This window comes from Aminipila terrae (assembly GCF_010120715.1).
GTDB classification, from domain to species: Bacteria; Bacillota; Clostridia; order Peptostreptococcales; family Anaerovoracaceae; genus Aminipila; species Aminipila terrae.
In genome coordinates this window covers 1,033,382-1,052,552 of record NZ_CP047591.1, presented here as the reverse complement: position 1 = coordinate 1,052,552, position 19,171 = coordinate 1,033,382, and the positions used below count along the sequence as shown (strand labels likewise).

23 protein-coding genes are annotated in these 19,171 nt (G+C 37.5%); 19 read left to right on the top strand and 4 right to left on the bottom strand.

What is annotated here, in order from left to right:
• Positions 1-48: 48 nt before the first annotated feature.
• Positions 49-1,266, bottom strand: a complete 1,218-nt coding sequence (locus Ami3637_RS04980; protein WP_162361598.1) for an EAL and HDOD domain-containing protein — start codon at positions 1,264-1,266, stop codon at positions 49-51.
• 287 nt (positions 1,267-1,553) lie between these two features.
• On the opposite strand from Ami3637_RS04980, the gene Ami3637_RS04975 reads away from it, so the two are divergent.
• The 8 genes from Ami3637_RS04975 to Ami3637_RS04940 all read left to right on the top strand — a co-directional run bounded on the left by Ami3637_RS04975 (position 1,554) and on the right by Ami3637_RS04940 (position 6,426).
• The gene (locus Ami3637_RS04975; RefSeq protein ID WP_162361597.1) at positions 1,554-1,766 is read left to right on the top strand and encodes a FeoA family protein; all 213 of its coding nucleotides are present in this window, start codon (positions 1,554-1,556) and stop codon (positions 1,764-1,766) included.
• 52 nt (positions 1,767-1,818) lie between these two features.
• Positions 1,819-2,040 (top strand): FeoA family protein, encoded by a 222-nt coding sequence (locus Ami3637_RS04970; RefSeq protein WP_162363666.1) that lies wholly within the window; start codon positions 1,819-1,821, stop codon positions 2,038-2,040.
• 42 nt (positions 2,041-2,082) lie between these two features.
• Positions 2,083-4,230 carry a ferrous iron transport protein B gene (feoB, locus tag Ami3637_RS04965; protein ID WP_162361596.1) on the top strand — a complete coding sequence of 716 codons (2,148 nt, stop codon included), beginning with the start codon at positions 2,083-2,085 and terminating at the stop codon, positions 4,228-4,230.
• Positions 4,212-4,385, top strand: coding sequence for a FeoB-associated Cys-rich membrane protein (locus Ami3637_RS04960; protein ID WP_202931090.1), 174 nt, complete (start codon positions 4,212-4,214; stop codon positions 4,383-4,385). The genes feoB and Ami3637_RS04960 overlap by 19 nt, the downstream gene beginning before the upstream one ends.
• 106 nt (positions 4,386-4,491) lie before the next feature.
• Entirely contained in the window at positions 4,492-5,052 is a 561-nt protein-coding gene (locus tag Ami3637_RS04955) for a DUF3793 family protein (protein ID WP_162361595.1), read from the top strand.
• Positions 5,053-5,080: 28 nt separating this feature from the next.
• A complete protein-coding gene (locus tag Ami3637_RS04950) occupies positions 5,081-5,506 on the top strand; it encodes a flavodoxin (RefSeq protein WP_162361594.1) in 426 nt (141 codons plus the stop codon).
• A gap of 16 nt (positions 5,507-5,522) precedes the next feature.
• A complete protein-coding gene (locus Ami3637_RS04945) occupies positions 5,523-5,849 on the top strand; it encodes a DUF2325 domain-containing protein (protein WP_162361593.1) in 327 nt (108 codons plus the stop codon).
• Positions 5,836-6,426 (top strand): HD-GYP domain-containing protein, encoded by a 591-nt coding sequence (locus Ami3637_RS04940; RefSeq protein WP_162361592.1) that lies wholly within the window; start codon positions 5,836-5,838, stop codon positions 6,424-6,426. The genes Ami3637_RS04945 and Ami3637_RS04940 overlap by 14 nt, the downstream gene beginning before the upstream one ends.
• A gap of 101 nt (positions 6,427-6,527) precedes the next feature.
• Here Ami3637_RS04940 and Ami3637_RS04935 read toward each other — a convergent pair whose 3' ends face one another.
• Together Ami3637_RS04935 and Ami3637_RS04930 are read right to left on the bottom strand one after the other, a co-directional pair.
• Positions 6,528-7,751, bottom strand: coding sequence for a P-loop NTPase (locus Ami3637_RS04935; protein WP_162361591.1), 1,224 nt, complete (start codon positions 7,749-7,751; stop codon positions 6,528-6,530).
• A gap of 33 nt (positions 7,752-7,784) precedes the next feature.
• On the bottom strand, positions 7,785-8,171 hold the full coding sequence (locus Ami3637_RS04930) for a DUF134 domain-containing protein (RefSeq protein ID WP_330586827.1): 387 nt from the start codon (positions 8,169-8,171) through the stop codon (positions 7,785-7,787).
• A gap of 327 nt (positions 8,172-8,498) precedes the next feature.
• Here Ami3637_RS04930 and Ami3637_RS04925 point away from each other — a divergent pair, with 327 nt between their 5' ends.
• Both Ami3637_RS04925 and Ami3637_RS04920 read left to right on the top strand, forming a co-directional pair.
• A complete protein-coding gene (locus tag Ami3637_RS04925; RefSeq protein WP_162361590.1) occupies positions 8,499-9,179 on the top strand; it encodes a CoA transferase subunit A in 681 nt (226 codons plus the stop codon).
• A complete protein-coding gene (locus tag Ami3637_RS04920) occupies positions 9,167-9,823 on the top strand; it encodes a 3-oxoacid CoA-transferase subunit B (protein ID WP_162361589.1) in 657 nt (218 codons plus the stop codon). Before Ami3637_RS04925 ends, Ami3637_RS04920 begins: the two co-directional genes overlap by 13 nt.
• A gap of 532 nt (positions 9,824-10,355) precedes the next feature.
• On the opposite strand, the gene Ami3637_RS04915 is transcribed toward Ami3637_RS04920, so the two are convergent.
• Entirely contained in the window at positions 10,356-11,420 is a 1,065-nt protein-coding gene (locus tag Ami3637_RS04915; protein ID WP_162361588.1) for a GGDEF domain-containing protein, read from the bottom strand.
• 220 nt (positions 11,421-11,640) lie between these two features.
• On the opposite strand from Ami3637_RS04915, the gene Ami3637_RS04910 reads away from it, so the two are divergent.
• The 9 genes from Ami3637_RS04910 (at position 11,641) to Ami3637_RS04875 (ending at position 19,148) form a co-directional block, all read left to right on the top strand.
• A complete protein-coding gene (locus Ami3637_RS04910; RefSeq protein WP_243158107.1) occupies positions 11,641-12,975 on the top strand; it encodes an aminotransferase-like domain-containing protein in 1,335 nt (444 codons plus the stop codon).
• Positions 12,976-13,100: 125 nt separating this feature from the next.
• Positions 13,101-13,802 (top strand): AzlC family ABC transporter permease, encoded by a 702-nt coding sequence (locus Ami3637_RS04905; RefSeq protein ID WP_162361587.1) that lies wholly within the window; start codon positions 13,101-13,103, stop codon positions 13,800-13,802.
• Positions 13,792-13,947 carry a hypothetical protein gene (locus tag Ami3637_RS17305; RefSeq protein ID WP_243158106.1) on the top strand — a complete coding sequence of 52 codons (156 nt, stop codon included), beginning with the start codon at positions 13,792-13,794 and terminating at the stop codon, positions 13,945-13,947. The genes Ami3637_RS04905 and Ami3637_RS17305 overlap by 11 nt, the downstream gene beginning before the upstream one ends.
• Positions 13,917-14,129, top strand: a complete 213-nt coding sequence (locus tag Ami3637_RS04900) for a branched-chain amino acid transporter permease (protein WP_330586916.1) — start codon at positions 13,917-13,919, stop codon at positions 14,127-14,129. Before Ami3637_RS17305 ends, Ami3637_RS04900 begins: the two co-directional genes overlap by 31 nt.
• Positions 14,130-14,286: 157 nt before the next feature.
• Positions 14,287-14,970, top strand: a complete 684-nt coding sequence (locus Ami3637_RS04895; RefSeq protein WP_162361586.1) for an HD domain-containing protein — start codon at positions 14,287-14,289, stop codon at positions 14,968-14,970.
• Positions 14,971-16,007: 1,037 nt separating this feature from the next.
• The gene (locus tag Ami3637_RS04890; RefSeq protein ID WP_162361585.1) at positions 16,008-17,462 is read left to right on the top strand and encodes a basic amino acid/polyamine antiporter; all 1,455 of its coding nucleotides are present in this window, start codon (positions 16,008-16,010) and stop codon (positions 17,460-17,462) included.
• Positions 17,463-17,742: 280 nt separating this feature from the next.
• Positions 17,743-17,919 carry a zinc-ribbon domain-containing protein gene (locus tag Ami3637_RS04885; RefSeq protein WP_162361584.1) on the top strand — a complete coding sequence of 59 codons (177 nt, stop codon included), beginning with the start codon at positions 17,743-17,745 and terminating at the stop codon, positions 17,917-17,919.
• A 99-nt stretch (positions 17,920-18,018) separates the two neighbouring features.
• Positions 18,019-18,528: a translation initiation factor IF-3 gene (infC, locus tag Ami3637_RS04880; RefSeq protein ID WP_162361583.1), complete on the top strand. Its 510-nt coding sequence runs from the start codon at positions 18,019-18,021 to the stop codon at positions 18,526-18,528.
• Positions 18,529-18,698: 170 nt separating this feature from the next.
• Entirely contained in the window at positions 18,699-19,148 is a 450-nt protein-coding gene (locus tag Ami3637_RS04875) for an acyl-CoA thioesterase (RefSeq protein ID WP_162361582.1), read from the top strand.
• The last annotated feature ends 23 nt before the right edge of the window (positions 19,149-19,171 follow it).

Below are 19,171 nucleotides of genomic sequence, written 5' to 3'. Positions count from 1 at the left end.
ATAAGCTTTTATCATAACAAAAGGTGTCTGAAATAGAGACACCTTTTGTTATAGAGAATATTTAACAACTTCGGAAGTCCATTTAATGGACTCTATATAGGCAGGTGAGATGTTCATAGGCTTTAATTTCAGCTGTATGCAAAGTTTTTCCACTTCATCCCAGTCACCTTTTTCGTAAGCCAGGATAAGTTTTAATGGTAGTCCTAAAGTATTTTCTTTGTAGATAATAGCCTCTTTGGTTTCTTCTTTTAAGGGAAGTTCTTCCAGAACCTTATCAAGGCTTTTGTCAACCAGTACATCCAGCATAGAAAATAATCCTACAAGGAAAAGTTCCGGGGCTCTTTGTGCCAGACCACAATCAGGAGCCATTAGTTCAAGCATTTTAGCTCTTCGAAGTGAAACACATATGGATTCATCACTCTGACCAATAGACATGCAGCGAAGGATGAGCAAATACATCCAGTTACGTATATTAGAAAAACCTAAACGGACTAGAGCCTTTCTGATAGTGCTGACTTGTTCTATGCTTCCATAGACAGGAGAATTGGCATATCGGAACAGTTTATAAGTCAGAGATATATCTTTTTCAAATAAGGAAGCAAGATAAGTGTAGTTAGGAGTTTCACTGTTTAATCCTTTTAAAATTTCAACATGAGTGGTATCAATACTATTAATATCTTTATAGCTAAAAACAGCAGGCTTAGAAAAGAAGTATCCCTGAAAGTAATCATAACCCAAGGATTTGGCATGATTAAAGTCTTCAAAAGTTTCCACTTTCTCTGCTAAAAATTTAAGGCCAGGCCTTTTAAATTTTTTTATTATCATCTTCTGATCATCAGGGGTTGTCAGGGTAAAGTCTACCTTAATGATATCTACAAGATCAATAATTTCAGTATGGGGATAATGAAGGGTAAAATCATCCAAAGCCAGTGTATATCCTTTGTTCTTCAGCTCATGAAGCCTTTGCATAAGAAAAATATCTGGAACAACATCCTCCAGGATTTCTATTATCATATAATTGCTTGAGAAAATCAATGGGGTACCATCTTTAATTAAGTTTGTAGTAAAATTAATAAAAGCCCGTTTCCCATCTAAAAGACGCTCAAAGGATGCTATCAGAGTGCTTCCCATGAGAACTGAATTTGTTGCAGCATCAGGATTTTTTATACTTGCTGTCTGTGTTTTCGGATCTCTGTATAATAATTCATAAGCAACAACATCTTTTGCTTTGTTGAAAATTGGTTGTCTTGCGATATATATGAGCATTGAGACCTCGTTTCTTTAAATCAGAGTAAAATGGTAATAGGTATTTCCTTATTATAACATATATAGAAAAAAAAGAAACAATAGATTGATGTGAAATATTCAACAGGAACAACATCACATTTTTAAGCATAAAATATGAAAAAAGTATTGACAACATGAGTTAGCCATGGTAAACTCATAAATGATAAAGAGGTTAGCAAAAGCTAACCAATTTTAAAGGCTTACGGTTAGCGCAAGCTTACTTTTTAGAGAGAGGGTTAGCATAGTCTAACGAAGGAGGTAATTATATGCCATTAACAATGAGTAGACCAGGAACTCAGGTAACAGTTTCTGACATCAAAGGCAAAGATGATACAAAACGTTTTCTGGAGACACTGGGGTTTGTTGAGGGAACAAAAGTAATGATTATTTCCGAACTGGGAGGAAATGTTATTGTAAATGTTAAGGATGCAAGAGTAGCAATAAGCAAGGCCATGGCATCCAGAATTTATATAAATTAAATCTGTAAGGTGGAGCACACTGGGAATGTCAGCAATAGAGCTTGGAGGAACTATGAAGAATTTAAAAGAAGTAAAGTGCGGAGAAACTGTCACTGTACAAAAATTGCAGGGAGAAGGGGCACTGAAAAGAAGGATTATGGACATGGGAATTACTAAGGGTACGGAAATCTATGTAAGAAAAGTTGCACCTTTAGGAGATCCCATTGAAATAACGGTAAGAGGATATGAGCTTTCAATTAGAAAAAGCGAAGCTGAAAATATTATCATTGCATAACGTAAAAGCGCTTGAAGAATAGTTGAAATGGGAGGAAATTTAATGAAAAATATTACAATAGCCCTTGCGGGGAATCCCAATTGTGGCAAGACAACGATTTTTAATGATTTAACTGGTTCCAGTCAGTATGTAGGAAACTGGCCGGGAGTTACAGTAGAGAAAAAAGAAGGAAAATTCAGAGGAAATAAGGCGGTTACCATAACGGATCTTCCGGGGGTATACTCTCTCTCTCCATACACTCTGGAAGAAGTGGTAACCAGAAATTATCTGATGAAAGAATCTCCAGATGTAATTGTTAATTTGGTAGACGGAACCAATCTGGAAAGAAATCTGTATCTGACTACACAGCTACTTGAACTGGGAATTCCTGTAGTATTAGGTATAAATATGATGGACCTGGTGAGAAAAAACGGAGACAAAATTGACATAGGTAGACTGTCTAATAAGCTGGGATGTCCCGTTATGGAAGTATCTGCACTTAAAGGTGAAGGCTGTCATGAACTGATTAATTATGCCATAGGGTTAGCCGAGACTAACCAAATAAAGGTACATAAGTTTGAAAAGCAGATTGAAGAAGCAATCGAGTCAATTGAAGAACTTATAAAAGACGGCACATCCTCTGATCATCTAAGATGGTATGCAGTTAAACTGCTGGAACACGATGAAGAAATTGCAAAAGAATTTAATCTGGATGAACATACTTCTATTAAAATTGATGATATTATAACGAAACTGGAAAATAGTATGGATGATGACAGTGAAAGTATCATTGCAAACGAAAGGTACAACTTTATTGGAGAAGTAATTAATACGGTCTTAAAGAAAAAGCAAAGAGGTCTGACAACATCAGATAAAATAGACCGTGTAGTTACTAACCGGTGGCTGGCGCTGCCAATCTTTGCAGCAGTAATGTTCATTGTTTATTATGTGTCCGTGTCCTGGCTGGGGACTATGGTTACAGACTGGACCAATGATGTTCTGTTTGGACAATACATACAGGGTGCTGTTTCTAAGGTTATGGAAGATGCAGGAACTGCCCAATGGCTTCAGGGTCTGGTTGTTGATGGTATCATCGGAGGAGTTGGAGCAGTACTTGGATTTGTGCCGCAAATGTTTATACTGTTCTTCTTTCTGTCTATACTGGAAGACTGCGGATATATGGCAAGAGTGGCTTTTATAATGGACAGGATTTTTAGGAAATTCGGGCTTTCTGGAAAAAGTTTTATTCCACTTTTAGTAAGCTCTGGCTGCGGTGTTCCAGGAATTATGGCCACCAAGACTATTGAAAATGAGAAAGACCGTCGAATGACCATTATGACTACAACCTTTATCCCTTGCGGAGCTAAGCTTCCAGTTATTGCTTTAATTGGCGGGGCTATGTTTCCTGGGGTAATCTGGATGGCACCGGCTATGTATTTTATGGGAATCGCTGCGGTAATCTTTTCAGGAATTACCCTTAAGAAAACAAGAATGTTCGCCGGAGATGCAGCGCCTTTTGTAATGGAACTGCCTCAGTATCATATGCCTGCAGCTAAAGGTGTTTGGATTCATATGTGGGAAAGAGGAAAGTCTTTCATTATTAAAGCTGGTACTGTGATCTTTGTAGCTTGCGCAGCCATATGGTTCTTATCAAACTTTGGTTTCGGCTCTGATGGCTTTGGAATGGTCGACCAGAATAAAAGTCTGCTTGCAGCATTAGGCACTGCTGCAGCACCAATTTTCGCACCACTTGGCTTTGGTAACTGGAAGGCAGCTGTTGCAACAATTTCAGGATTGGTTGCAAAAGAAAATGTAGTTGGAACTTTCGGTGTACTTCTTGGATTGGGAGCAGATGTGGCAGAGGATAACACAGGTCTGATTGCACAACTTGGTATTATGTTCCCTTACGGATCAGCAGCATTAGCATTCCTGCTATTCAATCTGCTTTGCGCACCGTGCTTTGCTGCTATAGGTGCTATCAGAAGGGAAATGAACAGTGCGAAGTGGACCTGGTTTGCTATTGGATATCAGACAACTCTTGCATACGTTGTTGCTCTAATCGTTAACCAGCTGGGCGGTATCATATTTGGAGGTCTTACATTTGGTATCGGTACAGTGGTGGCTATAATATTACTTGCAGTAATGGTATTTTTACTGGTAAGACCCGCTCAGAAAGAAAGAGGTGTAAAGGTATGCTGTCAACAATCATAATCAGCGGCGTTTTAGCCGTAATGGCTTTCCTGGCATTAAAACACTTGGTTAAAAATGCAAAGGCTGGAAAGTGTGCAGGGTGCAGTGGCTGTGGGAGTTATGGCAAAGAAGATGGATGTAGCTGCTGTAGTATGGAACAACATAAACATAACTAATAATAAGGGTGGCAGTTTTAGCCACCCTAAAAAATAGCAATTAAGTTAGCTAAAGCTAACTCTGCCAAAACAAAACGTATTACATAATTTAAAAGGGGATTCGCATATGCTTGAAAAACTGATTATTGAAAATTGTGCTCCCACACTGGCCAATTTAAAAACGGGAGAGATTGTTAACTATAAATTCAAAAAATATCAAAAGGCTAAAGATGACATCTACAGGCTGAACAGAAAGATGCAATTAAAAGGGGTCAGTATAGAAATTTTAGCAGAAAGAGAGAAAAGTTTTTTGCTTTACGTTTACCGGGGAAAAAGGCTTATATGTGATTTATCCTGTCCAATAGCAAAAAAACTCTTAGAAATGCAGGGATATTTTTCGGAGGATATTACAGGGGCAATAAACAGATTACGGGTGAGAATAAACTGCAGCAGGTCAGGAAACAAATTTCCCCATGAGATTGGGCTCTTTCTAAGCTATCCACCTCAGGATGTAAAGGAGTTTATTGAGAACCAGGGCAAAAACTGCAGATCCTGTGGATATTGGAAAGTTTATGGGGAAGAAAAGGAAGCAGCTTTAATGTTTGCTAAGTTTGATAAATGCAGAGCTGTATATAAAAAAATGTGCAGTGAAGGCGCAGGCATTAATAAGCTGACAGTTGCATGCTAGAAAAAAGAAAGGATAAGGTAGAAACAAAATGAAAAAAATGGCAGTAGTTTACTGGAGTGGAACAGGTAATACAGAGAAAATGGCAGAGGCAGTCTATCAAGGGGGAAAATCTGCAGGGGCTGAGGTTATCTTATTTAATGTTAATAATTTTGCAGGTGATCAAACCAATGGATTTGACATAATCGCCTTTGGCTGCCCCTCTATGGGAGATGAGGTTTTAGAGGAAACAGAGTTTCAACCGCTATACAATAATTGCAAAAGTAAATTAGCCGGTAAAACAGTTGGACTTTTTGGTTCTTACGGATGGGGAGACGGTGAATGGATGAGGAACTGGGAACAGGACATAACGGAAGCCGGTGCTTTATTGCCACAGGGGTATCTGATTATAAACGAAACACCAGATGAAGAAGGATTGGAAAGCTGCAGAAACTATGGGTTAAATCTAGCAAAATAAGAAAAAGGAAGAATATATGAGTGTAGTAATAGTAGGTGGTAACGAAAGAATGGTTACACAATATAAGGGGATTTGCAAAGACTTCGGGTATAAAGCGAAGGTCTTTGCTAAAATGACTACAGATCTGAAAAGGAAAATAGGCACACCTGACCTGATTATATTATTTACCAATACGGTTTCACATAAGCTTGTGAATAGCGCCGTTCAGGAAGCAGAAAGATGCAATTCCGATATTATCCGATGTCATAGCAGTAGTTCCTGTGCTTTAAAAAAAGTGCTGGAGATGCACTGCAATGAGAATTGCTGCAAGAAATGTGGGATGATAAACTGTGATTTATCATGATTTAATTGACAGTATTGTAGCAGCTCTGGAAGCCCGGGATCAGTATACAGCTAATCACTCAAGGCGTGTCAGTGATATGACAGAACAGGCATGTATCGCGTTAGGCATGAAGGAAGAGAAATACGAGCATATTCATATTGCAGCACATGTACACGATATTGGTAAAATAGGGATTCCAGATGCAGTTCTTTCAAAGCCGGGCAGACTGGATGAGGAAGAGTGGGCATATATAAAGAACCATCCACAGATTGGAGCAGATATTTTAAGTAAGTCCAGAACTCTTCAACCTCTGGCAGAAATTGTGCTGCATCATCACGAAAGCTGGGATGGAACAGGATACCCATCAGGTATAAAAAGTTTTGATATTCCATGGGGGGCACGGATTATTTCAGTCTGCGATTCCATTGATGCTATGATGAGCAATCGTGTATATAGAGAAGCTTTGTCAGGTGATAAATGCAAAAGAGAAATTAGCAGGCTGGCGGGAAAGCGATATGACCCAGATATTGCACAATGTATCTTGAATCAATGGGATAAAATAGTAAAACCAGTATATGCAAATCCACTTAGTCTTTAGTCTATAGATATTATAATACTCAGCAACTTAAAAAGCCCAAAAGAATTTATCTTTTGGACTTTTTAGTTAACTAAAGTTCGTTTTAAATGAAAGTAGATATCTTAGTGGCAGCTGCCTTTACAGTTTGAATGATCATGGTCGCTGCAATTATGACCATCAGTATGGTCATGATCACAGGTAGCCTGATCAGAAGTACGGAGTTTACCAGCCAGGTATAAAGCAATCTGTTCATCCGCATCTCCTGTAACACCTGAGACTACTTTGATACCAGCTTGTGATAAAGCAGTAATAGCGCCACTGCCAATGCCACCGCAGATTAAAGTTGATATACCATTATCTGCAAGAAAACCAGCTAATGCACCGTGACCTCCGCAATCGGAAGTAATGATATCTTTATTAACTATCTTTCCGTTGAGGATTTCTACAATTTCAAATTGTTCAGTATGACCAAAATGCTGGAAAACCTGCCCCTCATCGTAAGGAACAGCGATTTTGGAGCTTAAGGAGCCTTCGATTATATCAGCAAGACCATCCAGCCATGAACCTTCAAAATCTTCAATCATTCCTTTATCTACTGAAGCAGCCAGATCAGGATTAATAGGAAGCCTTGCAACATTTTTAATGTTATATTCTTCTGCAACTTCCTCGATATGGCTTTCACCAAAGATAGGATACTTTTTCCCACAGTCAGGGCATGTAAAGTATGACATGTTTTCTACTATCCCCAGAATAGGAATATTCATTAACTGAGCCATTTTTACAGCCTTACCCACAATCATGGACACTAATTCCTGAGGAGATGTTACAATGACAATTCCCTCAACAGGGAGTGACTGGAAAACAGTCAGGGGAACATCACCGGTTCCCGGGGGCATATCTATAAACATAAAATCAACGTCTCCCCAGATAACATCGGACCAGAACTGTTTTACGGTTTCTGCCACTATAGGGCCCCGCCATACTACTGGATCGGTATCATCTTCCAGCAGTGAATTTACAGATATAGTACGAATGCCTGTTTTAGTATCAACCGTCAGAATGCCAGCTTCGGTGCCTGCAGCCTTTTCATTGAGACCAAAGGCTTTTGGTATAGATGGTCCTGTTATATCTGCATCCAGTATGGCAGTACAATACTTCCTTCTTTGCATGGTAACGGCCAGAAGAGATGTAACCAGTGATTTACCAACGCCACCCTTACCACTGACAACGCCAATAACTTTTTTAACACTGCTTAATTCATTTGCCTCTGCAAGAAAGCTCTGGGGAGCTGTTCTGTCTTTGCAATCTGAACTGCAGCTTCCACATCCGTTTGAACAATCACTCATTTTTCAATCTCCTTTAATTTATAATTTAGTATTTTAATTAAAATTTCTTATGGCATTTATTTTTGCAGCCCTGGCTGCATCCTGCTTGAAAATTTTCACAAAGTGTATAATCCCGCCTGCGATTGTCAGCAATTTGCCATGGACAAGGGAATCTGCAAGCTTTTTTCGTGCATCATTATATATTCCCTGAACTGTGGTTCTTGCAATACCCATCTGATTAGCGCACTCCTCCTGTGTGCATCCCTCTAAGTCCATAAGACGAATGGATTCATATTCGTCGATAGACATCTGAACAATCTGGCTGTCAGAAGTGAGCAAGGGAGCTGCCCCGGTATTTAAACTCCCGTCAGAATCAATGGGGCCAAAACATTCTGCCACAGGCATACAGCAGACTCGTCTGAACTTACGTGGTCTGGCCATAGTGTACCCTCCTTAAACTGAAAAGTTTCCGACATATGTCATCAACTATATCCATCATATCACCTTTCCTACATATGTCAATTGCTAAAAGGAAAAATCATGGAATTTTTGTTTCAGGAATAACAGGACAAGTACTTTGTTAGCATTACCCTAAATGGAAATTTTATAGGGGGAGCACAATTTTAATTGACTAGATTATAGGGATTATGTTAATATAATAAATATGAAATTAAATGTATTAATAAGCAGCTAAAATGAAAAAGCCATCACGTTCTTGTTATATTGACATGAGGTGATGGCTTTTTTATCAAGGGAAAAGGTAGGTTTATGAAGAACAAGATCAAAACAGCAGATGAAGCAGTAAAAGACATTAACGATGGCGCTGTGATTATGGTAGGCGGATTTATGGCCTGCGGAACACCAGAGATATTAATTGATGCTCTGGTAAAGAAAGACGTAAAAAATTTAACTATTATTTGTAACGATGCAGGCGTTCCTGGCAGAGGAGTTGGCAAACTTCTTTCAAATGGTCAGATTAAAACTCTTATTGCATCTCATGTAGGTTTAAATCCAGAAGTTGCACTAAGAATGAATACAGATGTGGAAGAAGATAAGCTGGAATGCATTTTAGTACCTCAGGGAACATTAGCTGAAAGAATCCGTGCCGGTGGAGCAGGACTTGGTGGATTTTTAACACCTACAGGAGTAGGCACAATAGTAGCTGAAGGAAAACAGGTTATAAATGTTCACGGCAGAGACTATTTACTGGAAGAACCACTAACAGCTGAGTTTGCATTAATAAGAGGTTCAGTTACTGATAAGTTTGGAAATACAATATATAATGGCACAACCAGAACATTTAATCCAATGATGGCAACTGCTGCAGAACATGTTATTGTAGGAGCATGTGAGATTGTTGAGGTAGGAGAAATTGATCCAAATAATGTAGTTACTTCAGGAATATTTGTAGAATCTATAGTAGGAGGAGAAAAATCATGGGAGATATAAAGGCTAGAATTGCAAAAAGAGTGGCAAAAGAATTAAATGACGGAGATGTAGTAAATCTTGGAATTGGGCTTCCAACAATGGTTGCCAATCATCTTCCTGAAGGCGTGGAAATCGTGCTGCAATCAGAAAATGGTATTATGGGCATGGGAGCTGCTCCTGAAACTGGAAATGAAAATGTAGATGTTGTTAATGCTGGAGCACAACATGTAACTATTAATCCGGGCGGACAGTTCTTTGATAGTGCTACTTCATTTGGCATCATCAGAGGTGGACATGTAGATGCAACAATTTTAGGTGCATTACAAGTAGATAAAGAAGGCAATCTGGCTAACTGGATAGTACCTGGAAAAATGGTACCTGGTATGGGCGGTGCCATGGACTTAGTAGTTGGTGCCAAGAAAGTAATTGTTGCAATGCAGCATACTCAGAAGGGAAATCATAAAATACTTGAAAAATGTAGCCTTCCTTTTACAGCATTAAATGTTGTTGATTTAATTATTACGGAGATGGGTGTTATGGAAGTAACTCCTGAAGGTTTGGTATTAACAGAATTACATCCAGATTTTACTGTAGAGGAGATTCAGGCAGCTACAGGGTGTGAGTTAATTATTTCTGAAAACCTGGGAGAAATGGTAGAACAATAATAATCTTAATAATCTGATTAAAAAATTAAGGGGTTGTTGCAAAATGCAGCAGCCTCTTTATTTATTCTAATGAGGAGGATTAGGCAGCCAAACTCAGGTCACCAAATTCCCAATATGAGAGTGAAAAGCATAAGTATGCTCTCTATTGTTAATAAATGCTAATTTGTGGGGATTTTATTACTAAAGATCTTAATTTGACGAAGCGCTACAAGGCAATGATAAGAAAAAAAGTTTTTTGTGCTTAAAATGATAAAAAACAAAATCTTCGGTAGCATTTTGGGCAAAAACTACCGTATTTTATGAAAGCTGAAACTTTATGGTAGCCATTTTAATAAAAAAGCTAACAAAGTGTTAAAACTAATGGGTAAAGATACAAAAAGCTACCGGGATTTAAGTAAAAATGATAATCTCGGTAGCACCAACAGTATAAAAGGTTTCATGTTCTCCCTCCTAAGCAACAAGTCATTTTATTTTATTATTTCACTTGTCTGCCTAGAAGAGCGCATATCATTATTTTGCAACAGCCCCTTTTTTAGTTAAGATATCCGACGGCCCGGTTACGGCCCATTCTCTTCGCTTTGTATAAGCCTTTATCAGCCATATTTATTAAATCTTTATAATTGTAAGAGTTGCATGTATTTGATTCAGCAAAACCAATGCTTACCGTAATAATGCCCTCAGGGGATTCTTTAAATGGAATCTGCAGATACTTTACAGCTTTTAAAATGTCCTGGCATATTAAACTGATTTCATCGAAATCATATTCCTGACCCAGAGCAATAAACTCTTCTCCTCCATAACGGAAAATTTTTAAACCATATGGCTTAAAAAAAGAAGAAAAGCACCTGCCGAGTTGCTTAAGACAAGCATCTCCTTTCTGGTGACCATAACAGTCATTATATTTCTTAAAATAGTCTATATCAATCATGATTACCACAGTTAAAGAGTGGAGACCATAATTGGCATCCCAGTTATCAAGGGTATCCGACAGTTTACGGCGGTTAGAAAGAGAAGTCAGTATATCTGTATCCCGCTGTTTGGTCAGAATTCGTTGCATCTCAATGTTTTCTATGCGGATGGAAGCCATAATATGACCGACTATAAGGCCTATGATGCAGAAAACGATGCAATTGGTTATGTCTACTTCTGCAATTGTAAAAGGCTGGTATAAAAAAGATACTGTACCAAAGACCACTGACATAAATATTACAATACTGTTTATACGCCATCTCTTATCTAATATGAGTATTGGAGCCATAAGAAGAAGACACATGAAAGTGACGCTTACAGATCTTGGAGGGACAAAGATGCCAAGATATATAGCAGAAATAAATCCATATACTAAATAAAAATATATTACTGGTAAAACCAGATTTATATGCTTTGGGGTAATAAATCTGGATAGAAGATAAACCACTGAGGATATCAAGGCACCAATCCCATAAAAAGGTACTAATAAAAGTTCAGAAGTAATTGAACTTATGATAAACAAAAGTGCCCATATTATTGCTACAATAAAGGACAGATGCTTAAGTATATTATTATTAATTTTAGAAATTTCATGATAATTGCGGATAAATATATTATTTCTGGTCATTATACGTTAGTTCCTCTGATACTTAGTCTATTATGGAGTATATCATTTAAAAGCCCAATCTGCAATGAATCTCTCTTTTAATTTTATAAATTTGAAGTATGGATTAAATAATGATAAAATAATGATGCCATAATTAATAATAAATGCTTTCAAGGAGGTCCATCATGCCTTTTAATTCTTTTGAAAATTACCCCATGTCATGGAAACCTTCCATAGATAAATGCCAGAGGGCACTGTACAAAATTTTGGCAGGCCAGCTGGAGGAAGATATAATAAAAGGAAAACTGCTGCCTGGAACAAAGCTGCCCCCCAGAGAGAATTAGCAGACTTCCTGGATATAAATGTAAGTACTGTTTCAAAGGCATTTAAAGCTTGTGAAATAAAGGGCCTGCTTAGTGCAACGGTAGGGAAGGGGACTTATGTTTCCTTTGATGCTTTGTCAAATGTTCGGCTTTTAGCAGAAAATACACCTGTACACATCATACAGATGGGAACCACTGTCCCTGATCATGATGCAAATGAATATATTATGAAAATACTCAGAAACCTGGTAAACGAGCCGGGCAATGAGAAACTATTCAGTTATGCCAGTCCTAATGATACTCTATGGCAGAAAGATGCTGCGGTATTGTGGATGAGAAAATGTGGCTTCAATACGGACAGCCACAGCATTTTATTTGCAAATGGTGGTCAGAATGCTATCACAGGAATACTGACAGGGTTGTTTAAATATGGGGATAAGATTGGCGTGGCCCCTCACACCTATTCGGATATGAAAGCTGCCGCAAATATGCTTGGTATACAATTAGTTCCTGTGAGCTTTATCCAAGAAGAGAATAATGAGTTAAACAGTGAGGCTTTGATTTATGCCTGCAAAAACCATAACTTAAAGGGAATCTATATTATACCAGATCATCAGAACCCCACAACTTACACGATGTCAGTAAAAGCCAGAAAAAAACTGGCGGAGCTGGCAGGTTCTCTGGGACTGGTTATAATTGAAGACGGTACATATCATTTAATGAGTACACCTAAAAGGGCTATAGCTGATTTCGCACCGGAAAATACCATTTATATTGTGAGTTTGTCAAAGGCCATTGCCCCAGGATTAAGACTGGCATATGTGTCAGCACCAGATCAGTTTAGAATGCAGATATCAAATGCGTTGTATAATATAAATATTACCGTTTCACCATTAATGGCCGGATTAGCTGCACGTATGATTATCTCGGGGCAGGTGGAAAGTGTGCTGGACACACACAGGAAGAAAAACATTCTTAGGAATGAATTGGTAAATAAATATTTATCCGGATATGACTGCCGGGGTGAAGATACCGGAATATTTCGGTGGCTCATGCTGCCAAAGCAGATTACCGGTGCTGATTTTGAGGTCCTTGCATTTAAACATGGGGTTCAGGTTTATGCAGCAGAAAGATTTGCAGTTGGAAATACTATTCCGGAAAAGGCAGTAAGAGTAGCTGTGTGCGGAACAGAGACCCTGGAGGAATTAGAACAGGGTTTAAAAGTTTTAACGGAACTATTAAATTCATTATAAGAGTATAAAAAATATAAATAGAAAATAAAATTGTATGCCATACATTTAACAAATTGTATGGCGTTATTTTATATGATAATATAACTTATTATAGAAAAAATCACAGATTAGGAGGACTACTGGTTTTGAAAAATTTTAGTTTTGCAGTAAAGGAAATTATACCCATAATGTTTGAATACATATTTGTTGGGATTGCTTTTGGAATGCTTTTAAATGATGCAGGTTATAATGCTGTATGGGCGTTCATTTGTGGCTTTTTTATTTATGCCGGGTCCATGCAGATTGTTATGATATCTCTGATGACATCTGGTGTACCTTTATATATGATTGCGGTTATGACTTTTTTTATTAATGCAAGGCATATCTTTTATGGGCTGGGATTTGTAAATAAATTTCGTAAAATGGGATGGAAATATCCGTATATGGTATTGACCATGACGGATGAAACGTATTCCATCCGATGTAATATAAAATATCCGGAGGAAGTGGATGAACAGAAGGTAGATTTCTATATCGCTTTGCTGCCCCATTTATTGTGGACCGTAAGCTGTGTTATAGGGGCTATGCTGGGTGGAATACTCCATTTCGATATGACAGGCATAGAATTTTCAGCCACCGCTTTTTTTGTTACGGTGTGCGTCAATCAGTGGACACAGTTTGGCTCTCGCATTCCAGCAGTTGCGGGACTTATCAGTGCAGTTTTGTTCTATATTATACTTGGGGCAGACAATTTTTTACTGCCAGCCTTGTCAGTCAGTCTAGTGGTACTTATTATAATGAAAGATAAGGTTATGCTGCAGATGGGAGGAATGCAGGATGTCAGATAATATGAATTACTTTATTTTAATCATTGCAGTAGTTGCTATAGTAACCTGGCTTACCCGTGCGATTCCATATATGCTGTTTGGGGGCAGAAAGAACTTCCTGAGACCGTTGAGTATCTGGGAAATGTTCTGCCTGCTTCTATTATGATCATTCTGGTGATTTACTGCCTTAGAAATATTAACTTCACCGCCTTCCCTTTTGGGGCAGCAGAATTGATTTCTGTAGGTGTTGTGATTGCAGCCCAGGTCATCCGGAAGGACAGTATCATAAGCATGGTATTGGGAACAGCCTGTTATATGATTTTGATAAGGACGGCATTTCCGGCTTAGAAACTTCCGACTTAGAATAGTGAACTTAATAATAATTTAATTTTTCCTTAACACAAAAAACATATTACCATGATAAAATAAAGTGATTATTATATATAGATGCAAAAATGGTTTGCTGTCGGATGTGGAGGCAGCAAGGAGAAAGAAGAGGAAAAATATGAATAAGAAACAGATAACATTTGAGGACATCAAAAATAGCGTAGAGATTTCTACCTATATAAAAAAAGGAAATGACTTGCTGGGAGCAATAGGCTTCACTGAACATGGATTTGCCCATGCAGGAAAGGTAGCAGAAAGAGCAGCAGAGATACTTACTGTTCTGGGTTATGACGAGAGAACCATAGAACTTGCTAAAATAGCAGGATATATACATGATATTGGGAATTGTATAAACAGACATGACCATGCTCAGAGCGGAGCAGTTATGGCATTCAGAATTTTAGACCGTATGCAGTTTGATGCAGAAGAGCTGGCAGATATAATAGGAGCTGTTGGAAATCATGATGAAGGCACAGGAGTGGCATTCAGTCCGATTTCTGCAGCATTGATACTGGCAGATAAATCAGATGTAAGAAGAAGCCGCGTACGATATAAGAACAGGAATGAGGAAAAGCTGTCAGAGGACATACATGATCGTGTAAATTATGCTGTTCATCACACTCATTTGACAGTAAATACAGAACAAAAATCCATTTTACTGGAATTAAATATTGACACTGAAATCAGTGCAGTAATGGAATACTTTGAAATATTCCTTACCAGAATGATTATGTGTCGTAATGCCGCTAAGTTCCTGGGGCTATCCTTTGAGCTCAGTGTTAATAATATCAGATTACTATAAGACTACTTATCTGATGTTCCAAGGTTAAAAAGAAAGCTGTCTCCAGTGGGGAGACAGCTTTTTTCTGCTCTTAAATGGATAAAAGAACAAGTTTATAAGGGTATAATCTCAAACTAGTAAAGGATAAGGACATTTTTTGTGTTTTTTTTGGTATAAATGATTGCTGATTTTACATTATCCCAAGGGTTAATTGACAGAGCTAATACATAAGACTAATATTTAAGTCGAAAGGGATTTCATAGAAATTAGTGGAAAGCAACAAAATATAAATCCCTGCTCACGGAGCGTAAGCCTAGTGCTCCGAAAAATGCAGAATTGCAGATATTTTTTCACAATTCAAAATAAAAGGTACAAAAGGTTTGACGAAAAAAAGTTTTGGGTATATAATATGTATACAAGATACAGAATACGAGAGATAAACAAAACAAAAATTTCGGATTCTTTTTTTTCAAAAGGAATTTGTATACAATATACAAGCAACAATACAGCATCATGTGCTGCATACAATTGCCGATAAGAATCAATAAAAGTAAAAAAGATAAAGTAACATAATAGTTAATATATTTCAACATTACAGATTCATTATGATGCATTTCAACGTATAAAGTATGGCAATAATAAATAAATAGCAGATTAATAAAGCAGAAATGTTGATATCATCAGTATTTCTGCTTTTATTTTTGAGAATTCATAAACCTCATTATATAGATTTAATACAATAAAGCGAAATAGCACTAAATAGTTATCACACCACATGTTAATATTTAGAATTGCGGATATTTATATGGTGGTATGTAATATTATTACATATAAATAAATTATTATAAGCATAGTTATAAAATAACAAAGATACTATTGTATGGGAAAAGACAGATTAATCTGTTGTGTTTTTAAGGAATATAATTTGCTGGATAAGTTTCTGGGAGGAAGGCTTATACAGCGTTATATTAAAATGCGGGTTTCCTTAAGAGGGAAAGGATGGCTTGCATTTACATAATTAATTTCCCTTTCATGAACTATATTTAAGGAGGATAGGAATGAACAACGACAGTAGTAATTCAGGCACAAAACAGCTCGGCTTTATAAGGCTGACTGGTATCATCATCGGTTCCACCATTGGTGGCGGCGTATTCAGTATGGCCGGCGATATGGCAGCAAAAGGCGCAAACACTGCAGCTGTATTGACAGGATGGGCCATCTGTGGTGTAGGTATGTTTGGTCTTATGATGTGTTTCTTTGGACTGAACAGGCTTAGACCAGATCTGACAAACGGTATTTATAGTTATGCAAGAGAAGGTTTTGGAGACTTTGTAGGCTTCAACTCCGCATGGGGCTATTGGATAAGTGCTCTGCTCTGCAATGTGGCTTATACGACGCTTTTATTTGCAGCGATAGGCTATTTTTTCCCGGTTTTCGAGAAAGGCAATAATTTAATTTCAATTGTTTGCGCATCCGCAGTTATATGGTTTTTAAATTTTTTAGTTTTAAGAGGTGTAAAAGAAGCCACCGCAATCAATATCGTTACTACAATTGCAAAAATAATTCCAATTTTCATTTTTATTTTGGCTGTGATTGTTATCAGGGCATTTGATCCTGCGATTTTCATGTCAAACTTCTGGGGAGAACAGGGAGGACCTGCTTTCTTAGATCAGGTTAAAGGAACTACAGGAGCAACTGTGTGGGCATTTATCGGAGTGGAAGGAGCTGTTGTTGTCTCTGCCAGAGCCAAGAAATCTTCCGATGTAGGTAAAGCTTCTATGGTTGGTTTCCTGGGGCTATTATCCATTTATTTATTAACTTCTATTCTGAGCATGGGCATCATGACCAGAGCAGAACTTGCTGAATTGGGAAATCCACCAATGGCAGCTATATTTCAATCAGTAGTGGGCCCTTGGGGCGGTGCTCTAATTAATCTGGGTGTAATTCTTTCTCTTGCAGGAGCACTTTTAGGCTGGACTATCATAGCCGCAGAAACTCCTTTCATGGCCGCAAAGCTTGGGGTTTTCGCTAAAGCATTTGCAAAAGAGAATGAACAGGGATCACCATCCTTTTCCCTGTTTATGACCAACGGAATCATCCAGCTGTTCCTGATTATAATCTTCTTCCAGGCATCTACATACCAGATTTTCTACAATTTATCAGCCAGCATGATTATGATTCCATATCTGCTTTCTGCTATGTATTATCTGAAAGTAGTTTTGAAAAAAGAAGGTTTGGAATCTCACACGGGTTCACAGCTTTTTGCAGCAAGAGTATTTTCAATACTGGGAACTGTTTATGGAGCATGGATGCTTTATTCCAGTGGAGTGATGAGCTTACTGTTTACGACTCTTCTGTATGCACCAGGTATTATCATTTACATAAAGGGTAAGAAGGAAAAGAATGAAGTGGCCTTCAGCAATCCAGTTAATCTGGCTCTTGCCATTATACTTGCAGCCTTAGCAATTCTTGCAATCGCTTTAATGGCAATGGGTATATATAGTCCTTTATAAAAAATAATTCTTAGCTAAATCAATCAGAGGCCTCACACTATGTGTGAGACTTCTGATATGCTGCTGCACCCCCCAGAGGATCAAAAAAACCTTCTCTGGGGGTGTTTTATAAAAAAAGAAATAAATCTTGTTTAAATAGAATTTTTATGGTATAATTATTTAGTATATATAAATTATAACAATTATGGATTAATTTATTTTTGACAACACTTCTTTGATTTTATTTAAAGAGAGATGTCTCTGATTTTGAGATCCCAATAAAACAAAGGAGGTTAGTGTTATGGCTGACAAAACAATTACATGCAAAGATTGCGGAGCAGAGTTCGTTTTTACTGAAAATGAGCAGGCGTTCTATAAAGAAAAAGGATTTGAAAACGAACCACAAAGATGCCCTGCATGCAGAGCAGCTAAGAAACAGCAAAGAAATAATAGTAGAAATAACGGAAAAAGATACTAATAATTATTCTTACTATAAGTGATAAAAGTGGATTAAATAATCCACTTTTATTTTTTAAAAAAACAGGAGGTATTCAGTTATCGGTAATAAAAAAATGAAATGCGTATAAACAATGAAATAAATGATAAAGAAATCAGACTTATTGATGAGGATGGTACTATGCTAGGAATTGTACCCGTCCCGGCGGCATTAGAATTAGCTTTTGAAAAGGATCTGGATTTGGTGGAAATCTCTCCAAATGCTGTTCCGCCCGTATGCAAAATAGTTGACTACAATAAAACTATGTATGAAAAGGCTAAAAAAGAGAAAGAAGCCAAGAAGGCTCAAAAAGTGGTTATCATTAAAGAGGTAAGACTTTCTGCAAAAATTGATGAACATGATTTAGAGGTGAAAAGTAAAAGTGCTTATAAATTTCTATCAGAGGGCAGTAAGGTAAAAGCTAGTATTCGATTTAAGGGTAGGCAGCAGAAATATACAACGGATGGATTAGATGTGCTTTTAAAATTTGCTGATTTAATAAAAGAAGTTGGAACTGTTGAGAAGGCAGCTGCCCTTGATGGCAGAACTATGACTATGATTATAAGTCCTAAGAAGCAGGACACTGTTTAGGAAAAACATGACACCTTGGAAAAATCCAGGGTGTTTTTGCTGCTCAGAAAATTTAATTGTAGATGTAAATGTTTTGACGTGGTTGCAATGGTAGTTTATACTTATAATTTAAGTAGAGAAAAACTACCATTGATGGTTTTTATTATTAATATTCAGGAGGATAAGAGAACATGAAAAACAGACAGATTATTATGAGCCAGGTAATGCTTCCAAATCAGGCTAATGTGGCAGGAAATGTACATGGCGGTGAAATAATGAAGTTTATGGATACAACAGCTGGAGCTGTAGCAACAAAATATTCCAAAAGCAATTGTGTTACAGCCAGAGTAGATGAACTGGAATTTCATCTTCCAATATTTGTAGGGGCACTGGTTACCTGCACAGCAACCGTAGTATATGTGGGAAATACTTCAATGGAGGTATTTGTAAATGTTGAAGTAGAGGACTTAGAATCAACCAGTGGTCCGCAGAAGGCATTATCTGCATATTTTACTATGGTGGCAATGGGCAGAAATGGAAAACCTCAGGTGGTTCCGGAATATATACCAGAAACAGAAGAAGAAATAAAAGAACATGAAGCAGCTAAAGTCAGAATTGAAGAACATAAGACAAAAAAATGAGAAAGTCAAAATAAATTGGATGT